A 16,144-nucleotide genomic window follows, 5' to 3' on the forward strand; every position below is an offset into this window, starting at 1 on the left:
GGTGGAGACCACTGGGGGAAAGCACCACCAAGAAGGGGGGCCGCCCATGGGCTGGCACCAGGAGCTCCTGATCGGCTTCGACCTGGAGACGACGGGTACGGATCCGCGCGAGGCACGGATCGTCACGGGGGCCGTGATCGAGGTCAGGGCCGGGCAGGAACTGGGCCGCCGCGAGTGGCTGGCGGATCCGGGCGTCGAGATCCCGGCCGACGCGGTGGCGGTGCACGGCATCAGCAACGAGCGGGCGGCGGCCGAGGGCAGACCGGCCGACCAGGTCGCCGACGCCCTCGCGGACGTCCTCACCGGCTACTGGAAGACCGGCGTCCCGGTCGTCGCCTACAACGCGACCTTCGACCTCACCCTGCTCTCGGCGGAGCTGCGCCGGCACGGACTCCCGTCCCTCTCCGACCGCCTCGGCGGCCTCGACCCGGCGCCGGTCGTCGACCCGTACACCATCGACCGCTGGGTCGACCGCTACCGCCGCGGCAAGCGGAACCTCGAAGCGGTCTGCGCCGAGTACGGCATCACCCTCGCCGCCGCCCACAACGCCTCGGCCGACGCGCTCGCCGCGGCACGCCTGGCCGGTGCGATAGCCGAACGCCATCCGAAGATCGCGGCGCTGGGGCCGGCGGAGCTGCACCGGCGCCAGGTGGAGTGGTACGCGGAGTGGGCGGCGGATTTCCAGCAGTTCCTGCGGCGCAAGGGGGAGGCCGACGCGGTGGTGGACGGGGCGTGGCCCCTGCGGGAGCTTGTCGACGCCGTCTGAGTGCCGGGCCGGTCGGGTGGTTCGTTCCGCGCGGGCCGGTGGGGGCTGGTCGCGCAGTTCCCCGCGCCCCTTACGGGGCGCGTGAGCGCGGTCAGAAGGGGTACCAGCGCACCGATTCGTCGCCCTCCCGTAGGGATGCCACCCGGCGTTCGAATTCCGCCAGGGCCTTGGGGTTGCTGGGCGCATGCTGGGCGACCCAGGCGCAGCTCGCCGTTTCCCGGGCGCCGCGGAGCACGCCGCACCCCTTCCACTCGCGTACATCCCAGCCGTAGGCCTCGGTGAACGAGTCGTAGGCCTCGGCCGGCATCCCGTAGCGGTCCCGGGACAGGGCCATCACCACCAGGTCGTGCTCGCGCAGGTCGGAGGAGAAGGTCTCCAGGTCGACCAGGACCGGGCCGTCCGGGCCGACGTGCACGTTGCGGGGGAGCGCGTCCCCGTGGATCGGCCCCGGCGTCAGGTGGGGCGTCAGCGCGGCCGCGGCCGTCGCGAAGCCGTCCCGGCGCTCCCGCAGGTATGCCGCGTCGGCGGGGTCGACCGCGTCGCCGGCCAGCCGCAGCCAGCGCTCCACACCGCCGAGGAGTTCGCGGGGCGGCAACGCGAAGGGCGGAGCGGGCAGTGCGTGCACGGTCCGCAGCAGTTCGGCCAGATCCCGTGGCTCGGCCGGCCGCACCGGATCCGGCAGCCGGTGCCACACCGTCACCGGGTGGCCGTCGACGAGCAGCGCCTTCGGCTCGGCCGCGCGTACGGCCGGCACGTCGGCCTCCGCCAGCCACCCGGCGATGTCCAGCTCCCGCCGGGCCCGGTCCAGGAGTTCGGCGTCCCGGCCGACCTTCACCACCAGGTCACCGGCCGCGAACACGGCGTTCTCGCCCAGGGCCAGGAGCGAGGCGCCGGCCGCCGCGCCGGGCAGCACCCCCGCCGCCGCCAGTACGTCCCGCGCCCTTGCCTCGTCCATCGCCCGCCTCCGTGTCCTTCGCCGATGCCCGGGTAGCCGCCGCTGTGCGGGTGCACACGGCGTCGTCTTCTCGCCATCCGGCGGTCAGTCTCGCATCCGGCGAGGTCGGACGGTGTGCGCGGTGCCTTGACGGGACAACCCGCCTTCACGACCATGTCCAGGCCCGACCGGGCCGCGCAAAGGGGGATGACGTGGCATTGGTTACCGACGTGGCGAGTACGAGGCGGCCGGCCGCCGCACGGGTCACCGGCCACGGTGCCTGGTTCCTGGTCCTGCCCGCCCTGATCCCGATCCTCGTGCTGAGCGTCGGCCCGCTGCTCTACGGGATCCTGCTGGCCTTCACCGACGCCCAGTCGGGCCGGACCGCGGCGACCCGGTGGATCGGCGGCCTCAACTTCCGGGACCTGCTGCACGACACGCTCTTCTGGGAGTCGTTCCGGATCGGCCTGGTCTGGGCCGTCGGGGTGACCGTGCCCCAGTTCCTGCTCGCTCTCGGCCTCGCCCTCCTCCTCAACCAGGAGTTACGGCTGCGCTGGCTGGCCCGTGCCCTGGCGATCGTGCCGTGGGCGATGCCCGAGGTCGTCGTCGGCATCATCTGGCGGCTGGTCTACAACCCGGACGCCGGAGTCCTCAACGAGACCCTGCACGACCTCGGCCTCGGCGACGGCCGGGACTGGCTCAGCGGCCTCGGCACCGCCCTGCCCGCCGTGATCGTCGTCGGCGTCTGGGCCGGGATGCCGCAGACCACCGTCGCCCTGCTCGCCGGGCTCCAGAACACCCCGCGCGAACTGCACGAGGCGGCGGCGGTGGACGGCGCGGGCGCCTGGCGCCGCTTCCGCACCGTCACCTGGCCCGCCCTGAGACCGATCGCGCTGGCCGTCACCGCGCTCAACCTGATCTGGAACTTCAACTCCTTCGCCCTGGTCTACGTCCTGACCAACGGCGGGCCCGGCGGCAAGACCCGGCTGCCGATGCTCTTCGCCTACGAAGAGGCCTTCCGCTACGGCCAGTTCGGGTACGCGGCGGCGATGGGCTGTGTGATGGTCGCGGTGATCGCGGTGCTGCTCGCCGTCTTCCTGACGGGCCGGCTGCGGGGAGGCGAGGACGCGTGAGGACCCGTACCGCAGCCCGCGCCGGCCAGTACGCGGCCCTGCTCGGCTATCTCGTCTTCCTGGCCTTCCCGCTCCTGTGGCTGCTCTCCACCGCCTTCAAGTCGCCGCAGGAGCTGGGCAGTCTGCACCCCACCTGGATCCCCCGGCACCCCACCCTGGCCAACTTCCGCCAGGCCTTCGACGAACAGCCCCTGCTGCGGGCCGGCCTCAACTCCCTGCTCGCCGCGCTCGGTGCCGCGCTGATCGCCGTCCTCCTCGCCACCCCGACGGCGTACGTCATGGCCCGGCGGCGTACCGCGCTCTCCCGGGCGGCCACCGGGTGGGTGGTGGTCAGCCAGGCGTTCCCCTTCGTCCTGGTGATCATCCCGCTGTTCCTGGTGCTGAAGAACCTGCGGCTGATCGACTCACTGTTCGGCCTGGTCCTGGTGTACGTGGTGTGGGCGCTGCCGTTCGCGCTGTGGATGCTCGTCGGCTACGTCCGGGCGGTGCCCGTCGAGCTGGAGGAGGCGGCGGCCGTCGACGGGGCCGGGCGGCTGCGGACGCTGGTGTCGGTGACGGCGCCGCTGCTGGCGCCCGGGATCGTGGCGACCGGGCTGTTCGCCTTCGTCACCGCGTGGAACGAGTTCTTCTTCGCGCTGGTGCTGCTGAAGACACCGGAGAAACAGACCCTGCCGGTCGTCCTCACCCATTTCATCGGCGCGGAGGGCGTGGCCGACCTGGGCCCGCTGGCGGCGGCCGCCTTCCTCGCCACCCTGCCCTCGCTGGTCGTCTTCGCGCTCGTCCAGCGGCGGATCACGGGCGGGATGCTCGCCGGGGCGGTGAAGAGCTGATGCGCACCAGGATCGGCACGGCGGCCGTCGTACTCCTCCTGCTGCTCGCGGGCTGCACCTCCGGGTCCCGGACCGGCGGACCGGTCACCCTCCGGTTCCAGTCCCTGGCCTGGCAGGACGAGTCGGTCGCCGCCAACAAGGAGCTGGTGAAGGAGTGGAACGCCACGCACGAGGACGTCAAGGTCGAGTACGTCCAGGGCAGTTGGGACAGCGTCCACGACCAGCTGCTCACCTCCTTCGAGGGCGGTGAGGCCCCGGACGTCATCCACGACGCCTCCGACGACCTCGCGGACTTCGCCTACGGCGGCTACCTCGCCGACCTGACCGGCCTGCTGTCGGCTCGCCTCAAGTCCGACATACCGGAGCGGAGTTGGCAGGCCGCCACCTTCGGCAAGGGCATCTACGGCGTGCCCTTCCTCCAGGAGCCGCGGGTGCTGATCGCCAACAGGACCTGGCTCGCGAAGGCCGGCGTGCGCATACCCACCCCCGAACACCCCTGGACCTGGACCGAGTTCCGGCAGATCACCGAGCGGCTCAGCGGCGACGGCAGGTACGGCGTCGCCTGGCCGCTCAAGGAACCCGTCTCCGCCACGCTCAACCTGTCGCTGTCGGCGGGCGGGCGGCTCTTCCACCGGGGCGCCGACGGGAAGGTGACCGTGCGGTTCGGGGCCGCCGACCAGGTCGTGCCGCGCACGGTCCACGACCAGGTCGACGTCGACCACAGCGCACCCGGCTCCACCCTGGGCAGCGGCGGCTCGGACACCCTGCCGGGCTTCTTCGGCGGGAAGTACGCGATGGTCCCGCTCGGCTTCTCCTACCGTCAGCAGATCGTCCAGCAGGCACCCAAGGGCTTCGAGTGGGAGGTGCTGCCCGCCCCGGCCGGCGCCGACGGCCTCGCCCAGGGCGTCAGCCCGCAGACGCTGTCCGTCGCCGCGGACAGCCCGCACAAGAAAGAGGCCGCCGAGTTCATCGACTTCCTGCTGCGGCCGGAGAACATGGTCCGGCTCGCCCTCGGCGACTGGATGCTGCCCACCGGCACTCAGGCCCTCCAGGACCCCGCCCTGCACACCGCAAAGTACGGCTGGGCCACCGGCACCGCCCTGGCCGGGTACCTGAGCCCGGCCCCCGCCCAGACGGTTCGCGGCTACCCCGAGTGGAAGGACAAGGTGGCCACCCCGGCCCTCCAGGAGTACTACAGCGGCGCCATTGGCCTCGGCGAGCTCCGCCACCGCCTGGAGAAGGACGGCAACCTGGTGCTCGCCCGCTACCAGCGCTGAGGCCCGCACGGGACAGGGCCCGTTGGCTCCCCCGGAGACCAACGGACCCTGTGTCGAAGGGTGTTGCCGCACCTGTTGCCGGACGGCTCAGACCGGAAGCCGGTCCTGCTCGTCCCGGCCGGCCGGCGGCGCCACCGCCTCCGGCGACTCGTCGTGCGTCAGGTCGGGCAGCCACCGCAGCCAGCTAGGCAGGTACCAGTTGCGCTCGTCGAGCAGGGCCATCACCGCCGGGAGCAGCACGCCCCGGATGACGGTCGCGTCGATGAGGACCGCGGCCGCCAGGCCCACGCCCATCTGCTTCATGGACTGCATGGACAGCGTGCCGAAGATCGCGAACACGGCGACCATGATGACGGCGGCGCTGGTGACGACCCCGGCCGTGGTGACCACGCCGTGCTGGATCGCGTCCCTCGTGGACCGGCCGCGCAGCCGGGCCTCGCGGATCCGGGAGACCACGAACACGTGGTAGTCCATGGACAGGCCGAACAGGATCACGAAGAGGAACAGCGGCAGCCAGGTCACGATCGCGCCGACGCCCTCCGCGCCCACCAGCGAGGCGCCCCAGCCGTGCTGGAAGACGGCGACGAGGATGCCGTAGGCGGCGCCCACCGAGAGCAGGTTGAGCACGATCGAGGTGACCGCGACCGTCAGCGAGCGGAAGGAGAGCAGCATCAGGAGGAAGGCGAAGACGACCACGAAGGCGAAGACCGGCACGACCGAGCCGAGCAGCTGGTCGTTGAAGTCCTGGTTGCCGGCGACGTTTCCGGTGATCGGCGCCTGCACCCCGTCGACCTTGCCGAGTGTGGCCGGCCGTACCTCGTCGCGCAGCTTCTGCAGGCTCTTGCCGGCCTTGTCGAGGTCGGAGCCGCCGACCAGCGGCACGGTGACCAGGGCGACGTTCTGGGCGTCGTGCAGCTTGATGTCGACCGGGCCGCGCGAGGCGCCCGAGCTGATCGCCCGCTCCTTGAAGTCGGTCAGCGCCTGCCTGACCTCGGGGGAGTTGATGTCCTTCGCCCTGACGACCACCTCGGCGGGTTCGGAGCCGCCGGGGAAGGCCTGGTTGAGCCGGTCGTAGGTCCCCACGATGGGCAGTGAGTGCCCGAACTCCTGGTCCAGGGTGAGCTGTGAGGTCTTCATGCCGAGGGCGGGAGCGGCGACCGCGAGCAGCGCGCCCACCGCGACGAGCACGGAGACCAGCGGCCTGGCGAGCACGCCCCGCAGCACGGCCGTCCAGAAGCGGCTCTCGGACGGCCCGTGGGCCCGCTTGCGGCGGCGCAGGAACGGTATACGACCCTTCTCCACCCGGTGGCCCAGCAGGGAGAGCAGCGCGGGCAGCACCGTCACGGAGCCGACCATGGCGACCGCGACGACCATCAGGGAGGCCAGGCCCATCGCCTCGAACTCGGCGAGGCCGGTGAAGAGCATGCCCGCCATCGCCACGCACACCGTGACACCGGAGACGATGATCGCCCGGCCGCTGGTGGCGGCGGCGATCCGCAGCGCGGCGTCCGCGCCCCGTCCGGCCTCCCGCTCCTCGCGCTCCCGGCGCAGGTAGAAGAGGCAGTAGTCGACGCCGACCGCCATGCCGACCAGCAGCATCACGGAGTTGGCGGTGTCGCTCATCGGCTGCAGATGGCTGACCAGGCCCATCAGGCCCATCGTCGCCATGATCGCGGTGATCGCCAGACCTACCGGCAGCAGGGCCGCCACCAGCGCGCCGAAGGCGATCAGCAGGATGCCGAAGGCGACCGGCACGGCGGAGTACTCGGCCCGCTGGAAGTCCTTGCCGAAGGCGTCGTCGTACTGCTTGTTCATGCTGGCGCCGCCGATCTCCTCGATCCGCAGCGTGCCGTGCGCCTTCTGCACCCCCGCCACGGCGTCCAGCACCGGCTGCACCCGGTCGCCGGCGGTCTCGGAGTCGCCGCGCATGTCGAACTGGACGAGCGCGCTGCGGCCGTCCTTCGAGATCGTCCCGGTGACGTACGGCGAGGTGACGTCCGTGACCCTGCCGGTGCCGTCGACGGCCCTCACGACATCCGTGACGGCGGCCTTGAACGCGGTGTCCGTGGCCTTGAGCGACGGGTTCCTGGACTGGATCAGGACCGTCTCGCTGGCCGGTTCCTTGATGTCCGCGTCGGCGATGATCTTCGCTGCGGTGTGGGTCTCGCCCTTGAGCTGGTCGCTCTCGTCGACGTCGACCCGTCCTGCGGCCGAGCCGAGCCCCATGGCCAGGACGACGAACAGCACCCAGATGCCGACGGCGGCCCAGCGGTGCCGGGCGCTCCAGCCGCCGGCCCGGGCGGCCAGCCCCCGCACCCGCGCCTCTCCGTTCCCCATGACGGGATCCATGACGGGAATGCCCCCTCGTGTGCGGTGACGGCCCCGGCCGCCACGGTCTCTTCCGACTTCCTTCGTTCGATTCGAAGGTATGGGCCGAATAAGACCGACTCCTCGTGCTGCCCGGTGAAGTCCGGCGGCCGTCTCTCGTCGCCTGGGAGGATGTCGGGCCCTTACATCTATCCACCCATCTCGGGGGTGATGATCAGGGACGTCCCTTCCGACGACGCGGATCCCGTTTGTGATTACGAAACCTTGTTGAACAAGTCACAGGTGCGTGTAGGAGTTGATCCGGACCGGTCCGATCGGCCAGAGTTTCGGGCAGTCCGGCATGCCCGGCACGGCCGTCGTGCCATCCCCCACGGGGCACGACGGCCGTTCTAAGGTGTTCGAATGACGACGTATGCGGCGCTGCTCCGCGGGATCAACGTGGGCGGCAACAAGAAGCTCCCGATGGCCGAACTGCGCGCGCTCCTGACCGGACTCGGGTACGACTCCGTCCAGACCTACCTGCAGAGCGGACAGGCCGTCTTCAGCACCGCCCGAGGGGACGCCGAGTCCCTGGCCGCCGAGCTGACCGGGGCGATCGAGGAGCGGTTCGGCTTCTCCGTCGACGTGCTCGTCCGCGACCACGCCTACCTCAAGGCGGTCGAGGCGGACTGCCCGTTCCCGGCCGCCGACCTGGCGGCCAAGCAACTGCACGTCACATACCTCTCCGCACCGGTCACCGCCGAGCGCTACACCGACATCGACCCGGCCGCCCACCTCCCCGAGGAGTTCCGGCTCGGCGACCGCGCCCTGTACCTGTACGCCCCGGACGGCCTCGGCCGCTCCAAGCTCGCCGAAGCGCTGTCCCGGCCCCGGATCCACAAGGGGCTGACCGCCACCACCCGGAACTGGAACACGGTGGTCAAACTGGTGGAGCTGACGGCCCCGGGAGCGTGACCGCCCGCCGCCGCGACCCTGCCCCGGGACGGGGGCCACCGCTGTGCGAGGCTCCTCCCATGCGCTACATCATCATCGGAGCGGGGGCCGTCGGCGGTGCGATCGGCGGGCGGCTGGCCGGCGCCGGACACGAGGTCGTCCTGGTGGCACGGGGCGCGCACCACGCGGCGCTGCGGGACGGCGGGCTGCGGCTGACGGTGCCGGACGGCGAGTACACCTACCGGCTCCAGGCCGTCACCGGGCCCGCGGAACTGGGCGAGCTGCGGGCGGACGACGTGCTCGTCCTCGCCGTCAAGACCCAGGACACCGTGACCGCCCTCCAGGCCTGGGGGCCGGCGCCGGTCGCGGGCGGTGGCACGGCGGCGCAGCGGCTGCCCCTGTTCTGCGCCCAGAACGGCGTGGAGGGCCAGCGGCTCGCCCTGCGCGCCTTCCGGCACGTCTACGGGGTCTGCGTGTGGCTGCCGTCGACCTTCGTCGAACCCGGCGCCGTCTCCGCCGGCGGCGCCCCGCTCACCGGCATGCTGCACCTGGGCCGCCACCCGCACGGCACCGACGCGACCGCCCGGCTGGTCGCCGCCGACCTGGAGAAGTCCCACTTCGAGGCGCCGGTCGTGCCCGACGTGGCGCGCTGGCAGTACGCCAAGCTGCTCTCCAACCTCGGCAACGCGCTGGAGGCGGTCGCCGGGCCCATCGCCGACGACGAGGCCACGACGCTGTTCGCCAGCGTGCGCGCCGAGGGCGAGGCCGTGCTCGACGCCGCGGGGATCGCCTACGCGAGCGTCGAGGAGCAGAAGGCGCTGCGCGGCCACAAGGTGGACCTGGTCCCGCTGGCGGGCGCCCCGCGCGGCGGCGGCTCCTCCTGGCAGTCGCTCAGCCGGGGTACCGGCACCATCGAGGCGGACTACCTCAACGGCGAGATCGTCCTGCTGGGCCGCCTGCACGGCGTACCCACCCCGCTCAACGACCTCCTCCAGCACCTCGCCAACGCCTTCGCACGCGAGCGCCGGGCACCCGGTTCGATGCCGGTCGGGGAACTCGCCCGGCTCGCCGGTGAGGCCGCCTCCACCACCACTTGAGACGGGGATCCGGTCACGTGCGGCGCCGTGGGGGTCGCTCGCGCAGTTCCCCGCGCCCCTTTCGGGGCGCGGGGAACTGCGCGATCAGCCACGACGGCGCGGCGGTTCGCGCGAACCGATGCCCCCTGGTGTGACGCGTTTGCCGGACGCGACGCAGAAGTAGGTGTGCCCGCCCGCGGGCCGGCTTGTTCGCGGTCCGACGGACAGGGGAGCGCCGGACCGCGAACACCAGGCCTCTCGCTCAGGCCCCCACGGCCGCCAGGGCCGGGGTGCGCGCCGCGTCGTACCGCTCCAGCAGGACCCGCGCCACCTCCGGCGCCGGGCCGAGCACCTCGGCCAGCACGTCCGCCTCCGCCGCGCCCCGCGCGATCCGGTCCGGCAGGAAGCCGGGAGCCAGGACGTACGGCGCCACCGCGACCCGGGCGCAGCCCAGCTCCCGGAGTTCGCGCACCGCGTCCTCGGTGCGGGGCAGGGACGCGGAGGCGAACGCGGGCCGCACCGCGCACCAGCCGGTGTGCCGCCACTCCCGCGCGATGTCCGCGATCACCGCGATCGCCTCCGGGTCGGAGGACCCGGCCGAGGCCAGCACGACCCCGGTCGAGGACTTGTCGGCGGCGGTCAGCCCCGCCTCGTACAGCCGCCGTTCCAGGGCCGACAGGAGCAGCGGGGAGGGGCCAAGCACCTCCGCCTGCCGGATCCGCAGCCGGGGCGGCGCGTCCCGCAGCACCGCCGGGATGTCCGCCTTCGCGTGGAACGCGCGCGTCAGCAGCAGGGGGAGGGCCACGACGTCACGGACGCCCTCCGCCGCCAGGGACTCCAGCACCGCGTGCACGGACGGGATGTTGAAGTCCAGGAAGCCCGTCTCCACGCGCAGCCCGGGCCGCAGCGACCGCACCCGGCGCACCAGGGCATGGACGGTCGCCGCGTGCCGCGGATCGCGGCTGCCGTGGGCGATGACGAGGAGAACGGGCTTCGTACGCATGGACCTCAGCTCTTCACCAGCAGGCCGCGGCTGCGCAGCACCCACCGCTCCAGCGGACTGAAGATCAGCAGGTCGATCGCGATGCCGACGAACAGGATCAGGATGATGGCCTCGAACACCATCGCCATGTCACTGGCGGTGCGCGCGTTCTCCAGCAGCTGGCCGAGGCCCACGCCGAGGTCCGGGAAGCTCGCGATGATCTCCGCGGCCATCAGCGAACGCCAGGAGAACGCCCAGCCCTGCTTGAGCCCCGCCACGTAGCCGGGCATGGCGGCCGGCAGCACGACGTGCCAGATGCCCTTGACGCCGGTCGCGCCCATGGTGCGCCCGGCCCGCAGGAACAGCGGCGGCACCTGGTCGACGCCGGACACCAGGCCGTTGGCGATGGAGGGGACCGCGCCGAGCAGGATCACGGCGTACATCATCGAGTTGTTCAGGCCCAGCCAGATCACGGCCGGCGGCACCCACGCCACCGACGGCAGCGACTGGAGGCCGGACAGGATCGGGCCGATCGCCGCGCGCACGAACCTCACCCGCGCCACCAGCAGCCCCAGCGGGGTGCCGATGACGAGGGCGAAGAGGAAGCCGAGCAGGCCGCGGCTGACGCTGGTCCAGATGTAGCCCAGCAGGTCGCCCTTGAGCCAGGCGTCCTTGAACGCGTCGCCGACCGCCGCGGGCGAGGGCAGCTTGGACGGGTCGTCGACGACCGGCACCAGCAGCGTCCAGACCACGAGGACCACGGCGAGCGCGATGATCGGCGGCAGGATCTTGCTGGTGAAGGTCTGGCGGAGGGTCGGGCGGCTGGTGGCCGTCGTCTCCAGGGCGTCGAGGCCGGCCTCGACGCTTCCGGCGTCCTTGGCCGGCGTCGTCTCAGTGCTGGCCATGACGGCGGATCTCCCCACGCAGTACATCGGTGATCTGAAGGGACAGTTCGGCCACCGGCGCGTCCTCGATACGGCGCGGCTGCGGTATGCCGACCTCCCACTCGCGGGCTATCCGGCCCGGCCGGGACGACAGCAGGATCACCCGCTGGGCGAGCCGTACCGCCTCCCGCACGTTGTGCGTGACGAACAGGACGGAGACGCCCGTCTCCTCCCAGATCCGGGTCAGTTCGTCGTGCAGCACGTCGCGGGTGATGGCGTCCAGGGCCGAGAACGGCTCGTCCATCAGCAGGAGTCTGCTCTCCTGGGCGAGCGAACGGGCCAGCGCGGCCCGCTGGCGCATGCCGCCGGACAGCTCGTGGACGCGCTTGCCGTGCGCGCCCTTCAGCCGGACCAGTTCGAGCAGCTGCTCGGCCTTGTCGCGGCGGTCGTTCTTGGGAACCCCCCTGAGCTTCAGGGCGAGTTCGATGTTCTTGCCCGCGGTCAGCCACGGGAAGAGGGCGTGCTCCTGGAACATCAGGGCGGGCCGCCCGTCCGTCGCGATGGAGCCCGCGGTGGGCCGGTCGAGCCCCGCCACCAGGTTCAGCAGCGTGGACTTGCCGCAGCCCGAGGCCCCCAGGAGGGTGACGAACTCACCCGGCGCGACATCGAGGGTGATGTCGTCCAGGACGAGCTGCTGCCCGCCCGGGGTCGCGAAGGACTTCGAGACATGCTCAAGGCGTGCCGCGTACTCGACCGACTCGTCGGCCTTGGCGAGTGTCGTGGTCGTGGCCATGGTCGTCACCTCCTGGGAACTCGTCGGGACCGGGGTCAGCTGCTGCCGAGACCGGCGGCGTCGACCGGGCTCTGGCCGTCGGCCTTCAGCACCCTGTTGAGGATCGTCAGGTCGTAGATGTTCTTCAGCAGCGGGTCGGTGAGCAGACCGGCCTTGACGGCGTGCTGGGCCTCGGTGTTGAGGGTGGAGGCCAGCGGGTCGTCGGTGAACTTGATCGACGACCAGGCCGAGTTGAGAACGTCGTCGGGCAGCGCCTTGCCGGAGTCGATCGCCAGCTGCTTGTTGGCCGACGTCTTCGCCGCGTCCGGGTTGGCGTTGATCCACTTGTTGGTCTCGACCGAGCCCTTGAGGACCGCCTCGACGACCTTCGGGTGCTCCTTGAGGAACTTCTGCGACACGATGATGTTCGTGATCACGAACTTCTTGTCGGGCCACAGCGTGGACTCGTCGAGCAGCACCTTGCCGCCCTCGGCGACCAGCTTGGACGCGGTCGGCTCCGGCACCCAGGCGCCGTCGATGGAACCGGCCTTGAAGGCGTCCGGGGTGATCTTGTTGTCGGTGCGGACGACCGTGACGTCACCCTTGCCGCTCTGCGCGTCGACCTTCCAGCCCTGGTCGGCGATCCAGTTGAGGAACGCCACGTCCTGCGTGTTGCCCAGCTGAGGCGTCGCGATCTTCTTGCCCTTGACGTCCGCCAGCGACTTGATCTTCTTCGGGTTGACGACCAGCTTCACGCCGCCGGACGCCGAACCGCCGATGATCTTCAGGTCGGTGCCGTTGGACTTGGTGTAGCCGTTGATCGCCGGGGAGGGGCCGATCCAGCCGATGTCGATCGAGCCCGAGTTCAGCGCCTCGATCTCGGAGGGGCCCGCGTTGAAGATCGCGTACTTCGCCTTGGTGGCGCCGAGCTCCTTCTGGAAGAAGCCCTTCTGGTTGCCGACCAGGGCGGTCGCGTGGGTCAGGTTGCCGAAGTAGCCGATCTTGACGGTGTCGAGCCCGTCGATCTTCTTGGCCCCGGCGGCGACCTTGGTGGTCTCGCTCTTGTCGGAGTCCGAACCGTACCCGCAGGCGGCGAGCGTGAGCAGGGGAAGTGCGGCGACCGCGGCTATGCCGCGACGGAGGAGCTGGGAGCGGTTGGCAGGCACGGGAGGCTTTCCTCTCGTTGGCCCGGCGGTCACGGTCTCTCAGGTCGTGGCCGGGAGGTCGGCAGGTCTTCGTCGCATCCGGGACGGCGGGTGGGGGGTGAGGGCGCGCAAGCGGTGCGCGTACGTCAACGCACACATCGCGCCACCCCGCCCTGCCCGCTGCCGAGGGCGCCGCTGCCGACGCGGCCGCCCTCCTTCGCGAACGTCGAGTAGACGTCGGTCATCGTCATGTCAGAAGTCCCAGCCGTCGTCTTCGGTCTCGTCCTTGACCGGCTCAGGGGAGGCGAACGACTCGCCGACCATGCCCGCGGTGAGCGTGGTGCCGTCGGCGGGGTCGATCAGGATGAACGAGCCGGTGCGGCGCGAGTCGGCGTAGGAGTCGACCGGCAGCGGCTCGGAGGTACGGATCTTCACCCGGCCGATGTCGTTGGCGACGAGCTGTCCCGGGTGCGGGTGCAGGGACAGGTCGTCGAGTGTGAGCCGGGACGGGATGTCCTTGACGACCGCCTTGACCGTGCGGGTGCCGTGCTTGAGCAGCACCCGGTGCCCGACGGTCAGCGGCTGGTCGGCGACGTGGCAGACGGTCGCCTCGACGTCCTGGGTGGTCGCCGGGGCGTCCTTCGTCGGCACGATCAGGTCGCCGCGCGAGACGTCGATGTCGTCGGTGAGCAGCAGGGTCACCGACTGGGTGGTCCACGCCGCGTCGACCGGGCTGCCCAGCAGGTCGATGCCCGAGATCGTCGTGGTACGGCCGGACGGCAGGACCGTGACCGCCTCGCCGACGTGGAAGGTGCCGGCCGCGATCTGGCCCGCGTAGCCCCGGTAGTCGGGGTGCTCGGCGGTCTGCGGGCGGATCACGTACTGCACGGGCAGCCGGGCGTGGCAGTGCGCCAGGTCGTGGCTGACCGGGACGGTCTCCAGGTGCTCCAGGACGGTCGGGCCGCCGTACCAGTCCATGTTCGCGGACGGCTCCACGACGTTGTCGCCGACGAGCGCCGAGATCGGGATCGCGGTGACCTCGGGGACGCCCAGCTCGGTCGCGTACGCCGTGAACTCCTCGGCGATCGCCGCGAAGACCGGCTCCCGGTAGCCGACCAGGTCCATCTTGTTGACGGCGAGGACGACGTGCGGGACGCGCAGCAGCGCGGCGATCGCGGCGTGCCGGCGGGTCTGCTCGACGACGCCGTTGCGGGCGTCGACCAGGACCACGGTCAGCTCGGCGGTGGAGGCGCCGGTGACCATGTTGCGGGTGTACTGCACGTGGCCCGGGGTGTCGGCGAGGATGAACCGGCGCTTCGGGGTGGCGAAGTAGCGGTACGCCACGTCGATGGTGATGCCCTGCTCGCGCTCGGCGCGCAGACCGTCGGTGAGGAGGGCGAGGTCGGGGGTGTCCTGGCCGCGCGAGGCGGACGCGCGCTCGACGGCCTCCAGCTGGTCGGTGAGGACCGACTTGGAGTCGTGCAGCAGCCGTCCGACCAGGGTGGACTTGCCGTCGTCGACCGAGCCCGCGGTCGCGAACCGCAGCAGGGTCGTCTCGGCGAGGCCGAGTTCCGTGGTGCTGGTGCTCATGCTTAGAAGTACCCCTCGCGCTTGCGGTCTTCCATCGCGGCCTCGGAGAGCTTGTCGTCGGCACGCGTGGCGCCGCGCTCGGTGAGCCGGGAGGCGGCGATCTCGGCGATCACCTTCTCGATGTCGTCGGCGTCGGAGTCGACCGCGCCCGTGCAGGACATGTCACCGACGGTCCGGTAGCGCACCTGCCGCTTCTCGACGGTCTCGCCGTCCTTCGGGCCGCCCCACTCGCCGCCGGTCAGCCACATGCCGTTGCGCCGGAAGACCTCACGCTCGTGCGCGAAGTAGATCTGCGGCAGCTCGATGCCCTCGCGGGCGATGTACTGCCAGACGTCGAGTTCGGTCCAGTTGGACAGGGGGAAGACGCGGACGTGTTCGCCGGGGGCGTGCCGGCCGTTGTACAGGTTCCAGAGTTCGGGGCGCTGGCGGCGGGGGTCCCACTGGGAGAACTCGTCGCGCAGGGAGAAGACGCGTTCCTTGGCGCGGGCCTTCTCCTCGTCCCGGCGGCCGCCGCCGAAGACGGCGTCGAACTTCTCGCTCTGGATCTTCTCCGTCAGCGGGAGGGTCTGGAGCGGGTTGCGGACGCCGTCCGGGCGCTCGCGCAGCACACCGCGGTCGATGTAGTCCTGCACGGAGGCCACGTGCAGCCGCAGCCCGTGCCGCTCGACCGCGCGGTCCCGGTACTCCAGGACCTCGGAGAAGTTGTGCCCGGTGTCCACATGCAGCAGGGAGAAGGGGATCGCGGCGGGGGCGAACGCCTTCAGCGCCAGGTGGAGCATGACGATGGAGTCCTTGCCGCCGGAGAACAGGATCACCGGCCGTTCGAACTCGCCCGCCACCTCGCGGAAGATGTGGACCGCCTCGGACTCCAGCGCGTCCAGGTGGGACAGGGCGTACGGGGTGCCCGTGCCCTCCCCGTGCGCCGCCACGGTCGTCGTCATGCCAGTCCCTTCCCGCTCAGCAGGGCGTGCACGGACGCCGCGGACTCCGCGACGGTCTGGTCCTGCGACTCGATCCGCAGATCGGGCGTCTCGGGCTCCTCGTACGGGTCGTCGACGCCGGTCAGCCCGGTCAGCTCACCGGCCGCCTGCTTGGCGTACAGACCCTTCACGTCGCGTACGGAGCACACCTCGACCGGGGTCGCCACGTGCACCTCGACGTACGCGGTGCCGTTCTCCTCGTGGCGCTTGCGCACCGCGTCGCGGCTGTCCGCGTAGGGGGCGATCACCGGGACGAGCGCCTTGACGCCGTTGCGGGCCAGCAGCTCGGCGACGAAGCCGATGCGCTGCACGTTGGTGTGCCGGTCCTCGCGGCTGAAGCCGAGGCCCGCGGAGATGAACTCGCGGATCTCGTCGCCGTCGAGCACCTCGACGAGGTGGCCCTCCTCGCGCAGCCGGGCGGCCAGCTCGTACGCGATGGTGGTCTTGCCGGCGCTCGGCAGACCCGTGAGCCAGACGGTGGCTCCGGTCGTCACGGTGTTCTCCTGGTTCGTAG

The 16,144-nt window shown here is 71.5% G+C and carries 15 protein-coding genes; 6 read left to right on the forward strand and 9 right to left on the reverse strand.

Features of this window, described 5'->3' with window-relative positions; genetic code table 11:
• Positions 1-46 precede the first annotated feature (46 nt).
• Positions 47-766 carry a 3'-5' exonuclease gene (locus ACGF5O_RS16070; RefSeq protein WP_393810490.1) on the forward strand — a complete coding sequence of 240 codons (720 nt, stop codon included), beginning with the start codon at positions 47-49 and terminating at the stop codon, positions 764-766.
• 91 nt (positions 767-857) lie between these two features.
• Here the strand turns inward: ACGF5O_RS16070 and ACGF5O_RS16075 are convergent, their stop codons facing one another.
• Positions 858-1,721 carry a phosphotransferase enzyme family protein gene (locus ACGF5O_RS16075; RefSeq protein ID WP_393810491.1) on the reverse strand — a complete coding sequence of 288 codons (864 nt, stop codon included), beginning with the start codon at positions 1,719-1,721 and terminating at the stop codon, positions 858-860.
• Between the two features lie 191 nt (positions 1,722-1,912).
• Here ACGF5O_RS16075 and ACGF5O_RS16080 point away from each other — a divergent pair, with 191 nt between their 5' ends.
• Genes ACGF5O_RS16080 through ACGF5O_RS16090 form a run of 3 tightly spaced genes read left to right on the forward strand, consistent with a single transcriptional unit; the run spans position 1,913 to position 4,940 of the window.
• On the forward strand, positions 1,913-2,833 hold the full coding sequence (locus tag ACGF5O_RS16080) for a carbohydrate ABC transporter permease (protein WP_393810492.1): 921 nt from the start codon (positions 1,913-1,915) through the stop codon (positions 2,831-2,833).
• Positions 2,830-3,663: a carbohydrate ABC transporter permease gene (locus ACGF5O_RS16085; RefSeq protein ID WP_393810493.1), complete on the forward strand. Its 834-nt coding sequence runs from the start codon at positions 2,830-2,832 to the stop codon at positions 3,661-3,663. The genes ACGF5O_RS16080 and ACGF5O_RS16085 overlap by 4 nt, the downstream gene beginning before the upstream one ends.
• Complete coding sequence (locus ACGF5O_RS16090; RefSeq protein WP_393810494.1) at positions 3,663-4,940, forward strand: ABC transporter substrate-binding protein; 1,278 nt, start codon at positions 3,663-3,665, stop codon at positions 4,938-4,940. Before ACGF5O_RS16085 ends, ACGF5O_RS16090 begins: the two co-directional genes overlap by 1 nt.
• 87 nt (positions 4,941-5,027) lie before the next feature.
• On the opposite strand, the gene ACGF5O_RS16095 is transcribed toward ACGF5O_RS16090, so the two are convergent.
• On the reverse strand, positions 5,028-7,277 hold the full coding sequence (locus tag ACGF5O_RS16095) for an MMPL family transporter (protein ID WP_393810495.1): 2,250 nt from the start codon (positions 7,275-7,277) through the stop codon (positions 5,028-5,030).
• 393 nt (positions 7,278-7,670) lie between these two features.
• Here ACGF5O_RS16095 and ACGF5O_RS16100 point away from each other — a divergent pair, with 393 nt between their 5' ends.
• Positions 7,671-8,222: a DUF1697 domain-containing protein gene (locus ACGF5O_RS16100; RefSeq protein ID WP_393810496.1), complete on the forward strand. Its 552-nt coding sequence runs from the start codon at positions 7,671-7,673 to the stop codon at positions 8,220-8,222.
• A gap of 59 nt (positions 8,223-8,281) precedes the next feature.
• Positions 8,282-9,298, forward strand: a complete 1,017-nt coding sequence (locus tag ACGF5O_RS16105) for a ketopantoate reductase family protein (protein WP_393810497.1) — start codon at positions 8,282-8,284, stop codon at positions 9,296-9,298.
• A gap of 241 nt (positions 9,299-9,539) precedes the next feature.
• Here ACGF5O_RS16105 and ACGF5O_RS16110 read toward each other — a convergent pair whose 3' ends face one another.
• The 7 genes from ACGF5O_RS16110 to cysC form a co-directional block, all read right to left on the reverse strand.
• Positions 9,540-10,280, reverse strand: a complete 741-nt coding sequence (locus ACGF5O_RS16110) for a sirohydrochlorin chelatase (RefSeq protein WP_393810498.1) — start codon at positions 10,278-10,280, stop codon at positions 9,540-9,542.
• 5 nt (positions 10,281-10,285) lie between these two features.
• The gene (locus ACGF5O_RS16115; protein WP_393810499.1) at positions 10,286-11,164 is read right to left on the reverse strand and encodes an ABC transporter permease; all 879 of its coding nucleotides are present in this window, start codon (positions 11,162-11,164) and stop codon (positions 10,286-10,288) included.
• A complete protein-coding gene (locus ACGF5O_RS16120; RefSeq protein WP_393810500.1) occupies positions 11,151-11,936 on the reverse strand; it encodes an ABC transporter ATP-binding protein in 786 nt (261 codons plus the stop codon). Before ACGF5O_RS16120 ends, ACGF5O_RS16115 begins: the two co-directional genes overlap by 14 nt.
• Positions 11,937-11,971: 35 nt before the next feature.
• Positions 11,972-13,081, reverse strand: coding sequence for an aliphatic sulfonate ABC transporter substrate-binding protein (locus ACGF5O_RS16125; protein WP_393810501.1), 1,110 nt, complete (start codon positions 13,079-13,081; stop codon positions 11,972-11,974).
• A 231-nt stretch (positions 13,082-13,312) separates the two neighbouring features.
• Positions 13,313-14,650, reverse strand: a complete 1,338-nt coding sequence (locus ACGF5O_RS16130; RefSeq protein WP_393810502.1) for a sulfate adenylyltransferase subunit 1 — start codon at positions 14,648-14,650, stop codon at positions 13,313-13,315.
• 2 nt (positions 14,651-14,652) lie between these two features.
• Positions 14,653-15,591, reverse strand: coding sequence for a sulfate adenylyltransferase subunit CysD (gene cysD / locus ACGF5O_RS16135; RefSeq protein WP_393810503.1), 939 nt, complete (start codon positions 15,589-15,591; stop codon positions 14,653-14,655).
• Complete coding sequence (gene cysC / locus ACGF5O_RS16140) at positions 15,588-16,124, reverse strand: adenylyl-sulfate kinase (protein WP_393810504.1); 537 nt, start codon at positions 16,122-16,124, stop codon at positions 15,588-15,590. Before cysC ends, cysD begins: the two co-directional genes overlap by 4 nt.
• Positions 16,125-16,144: the final 20 nt, after the last annotated feature.

It is taken from the genome of Streptomyces sp. NPDC048291 (assembly GCF_043201715.1).
Taxonomy (GTDB): Bacteria; Actinomycetota; Actinomycetes; order Streptomycetales; family Streptomycetaceae; genus Streptomyces.